The sequence below is a fragment of the Sporomusa sp. genome, assembly GCF_057736855.1.
Map to the genome: position 1 here is coordinate 1 of NZ_JBYKYF010000337.1, position 3,034 is coordinate 3,034.

At 46.7% G+C, this 3,034-nt stretch carries 3 protein-coding genes; all 3 read left to right on the forward strand.

All coding sequences use genetic code 11. The annotated features are described in order from the left end of the window. Window positions 1–1,266 (forward strand): anaerobic glycerol-3-phosphate dehydrogenase subunit GlpB (gene glpB / locus AC29Z1_RS15765; RefSeq protein ID WP_488272408.1); only part of this gene is annotated, 1,266 nt, incomplete at its 5' end. 12 nt (window positions 1,267–1,278) lie between these two features. After that, entirely contained in the window at window positions 1,279–2,472 is a 1,194-nt protein-coding gene (locus tag AC29Z1_RS15770) for an anaerobic glycerol-3-phosphate dehydrogenase subunit C (protein ID WP_488272409.1), read from the forward strand. 158 nt (window positions 2,473–2,630) lie between these two features. Further along, a partial coding sequence (locus AC29Z1_RS15775) for an acyltransferase family protein (protein WP_488272410.1) occupies window positions 2,631–3,034 on the forward strand: 404 nt, incomplete at its 3' end.

Consider the following 3,034-nt stretch of genomic DNA (forward strand, 5'->3'; position numbering starts at 1 on the left):
ATAGAGATGGAGCGGTCAATCATGAGGACAAGTGATGTTATTGTAATCGGCGGCGGTCTTGCTGGTCTGACAGCAGCGATTACCGCAGCGAAACGCGGAAAAAAAGTTACCCTTATGACTTCTGGAGCCGGTACATTGGCTTTTGGCGGCGGGACAATTGATATCCTTGGCTATCTGGAGGGTGGTGTTCCGGTAGCTAATCCATGCATAGGACTAAGCAGTCTGTCACCAGAACATCCGTACAGCAAGCTTGGTTATCAGACCATTGCAGCAGCAGTAGAATTTTTCCTGACACTTTGTCAGGAAGAAGGTTTCAGTTATATGGGCAGCCTTGATCAAATGCAGTGGTTGCCGACAGCCCTTGGAACCTTAAAACCCAGTTGTCTGGTGCCGCTGACTATGGATGTGACGGCGCTACAAGCGGCTAATGAGGTAGTGGTAGTCGGGTTTACCCGATTGAAAGATTATTTTCCTGAGTTGGTAATCAAAGGACTCAATAGGCTTCCCGGGTATCAAAAACAGTATAAGCAACTTGAAGTTGACCCTGGATTTAGCGGTGGACGGGATGTAACCACCCTGGATGTTGCCAGATGGCTAGATACCATTCAAGGGCAGCAGGCTTGCCGTGACCAGTTGGCAAAAGAGCTGAAGCCTGGTAGTGTTGTTATTATTCCGCCTGTCTTAGGGGTTCGGCCTGGTTATGCCGTCAAGGATACTTTGGAAAAAATGCTTACCTGTACTTTTGTCGAAACCGTGATTATGCCGACAGCCATTACCGGTTTAAGGTTGCGTACTATGCTTATGCAGCGGGCCAAAAAGCTGGGGGTTACTGTTATGGAGCAGGCACATGTTACAAAGGCATTGCATGATGGCAGACGCATTTCGGCTGTTATTACCAGTAATCCTGACCGTGAGCGTACCTACTATACCCAAGCGGTTGTTTTGGCCACTGGTGGCTTTTTTGGCGGCGGCCTGGTGGCTGAGCATAATCATGTGAGCGAACCCATTTTGAACCTGCCGATAACTGCACCGGCTGATAAGGAAGAATGGGGAAATCGCAAGTTATTTTCTAAATCCGCGCAACCGTTTGCGAAATTTGGTATTAATGTCGATGCCGACCTGCGTCCAATTGACGCACAGGGGCGGGTATTATTCAACAATGTCTATATTGCCGGACGCAATCTGGCTGGCTATGACTTTTGTCTGGAAAAGTCAGGCAATGGAGTCGCGCTAGTATCGGGTTACAAGGCCGGCATGTCGGTATAGGAGAGAATAACGATGAAAAAACATGACTTTAATCCGGACAGTTGTACGGCTTGCACCGCGTGTGTAGTTCATTGCCCAGTTACTCAGGCTGTGCGGGAGTTCCGTGGGCCGAAGCTGGCGGGGCCGGCTGGCGAACGCTTCCGGTTATCTGACGAAGAGTATGATGCTGCACTAGAATACTGTTCTAATTGCAAAAACTGTGATATTAGCTGCCCGTCACGGGTGCCAATTTCCACCTTGAATATGAAGGCCAGAGCCAAGCACTACCAAACCCATAAACAGCCGTTTAGAGATTGGCTGTTGTCCCATGGTGAGTTCATGGCCAAAATGGCCAGCTTCGCCCCTGGACTGGCCAATATTGGAATGAACAATGCTCTTAGTAAGGTTTGCTTAAAAGCTATTGGAATATCAGATAAAGCACCGCTGCCGGCTTATGCGTCTCAGTCTTTTATCCAACAGTTCAGCAAACTTAAACAACAGCCACAGAACAATAAAGTAGTATTTTATCCTGGCTGTTTTATTACCTATAATCAGCCGCAGGTAGGAATGGATGTTGTGGCCGTATTACAAGCCAATCATTTTGAGGTGATTGTTCCCGAAGCAGTTGTATGCTGTGGTTCACCGCTGGTGGTAAACGGGTATCTGAGCGAAGCGGAAGCCAATGCTCATAAAAACATAAATATATTAAAAAGGTATGTGGATCAAGGGTATCCGGTCATCACGGCATGTACTAGCTGTGGCTTAATGCTTAAGCAGGAATACCAAGAATTATTTAACATTGAGGAGCAACCGCGTGTTGCGGCTCTTATCTATGACATCTCAGAGTTTTTGTTAGAACTGTATGATGAGGGACGGCTGAATACCCAGTTTGTCAAGCAGACAGGCCGCTTTATGTATCATGCTCCCTGCCACCTCAGAGTTCAGGGGATTGGCACTCCGGGTCTGGAGCTTGTGCGTTTGCTCCCTGATATTGAGGTGCTGGAAGCCGATGCTGGCTGTTGCGGCATTTCCGGCAACTACGGCTTTAAAGCCGATAAATATGAGATTGCCATGGCAGTTGGAAAGCATCTGTTTGAGACCATCAAGGCCAGCGGCGTTCCTATGGTACTATCAGATTGTGGCACCTGCCGTCTGCAGATTGCTCATGGAGCAGGGGTTAAGACCGCTCATCCCATTTCCATAGTACGAGCCGCGTATGGCACGTAATTCTGCACAGCTCATTGCGCCTGTAAGTTGTTTTATTGAGAAGGAATAAGGGTTATGCAGTTTCGGCTATAGTGAATTTCAACGATTAAAAGTGAAAGCACAGGCGATTCGATTTTTGTCAACCTTAGGAATCTTAACATTTGAATAGGGGAGGTAGCATGAAACTGCAAGTCCTTACCACCCAACGAATATATTTTTTCGATAATCTACGAGCCTTTGTTATTCTACTCATGGTTGTGTTTCATGTCGGTATGGGGTACACAACATGGGATCTTGCCTGGTGGACGGTTAATGACATCCAAAAGCATAAGTTCTTTGATTGGTTCATATTAACGACCGATGTATATATTATGCCAATTATGTTTATGATTGCCGGTTATTTTGCCCCTATGGTGTTGACTACAAAGGGAGTCGCAATCTTTTGGCAGGATAAACTAAAGCGAATTGTACTTCCTTGGATTGGCGGGGTACTATGTATTGCTCCTTTTATTGCATATAGCTCGTTTTATAGCCGCATGGATACTCCGCCTAACTTTTTCACCTTCTGGAAAACTGGTTTTTG

What these genes read in the sequence shown, in the direction of transcription:
- AC29Z1_RS15770 (WP_488272409.1), top strand. Translation starts at nt 1,279, where the DNA reads ATGAAAAAACATGACTTTAATCCGGACAGTTGTACGGCTTGCACCGCG.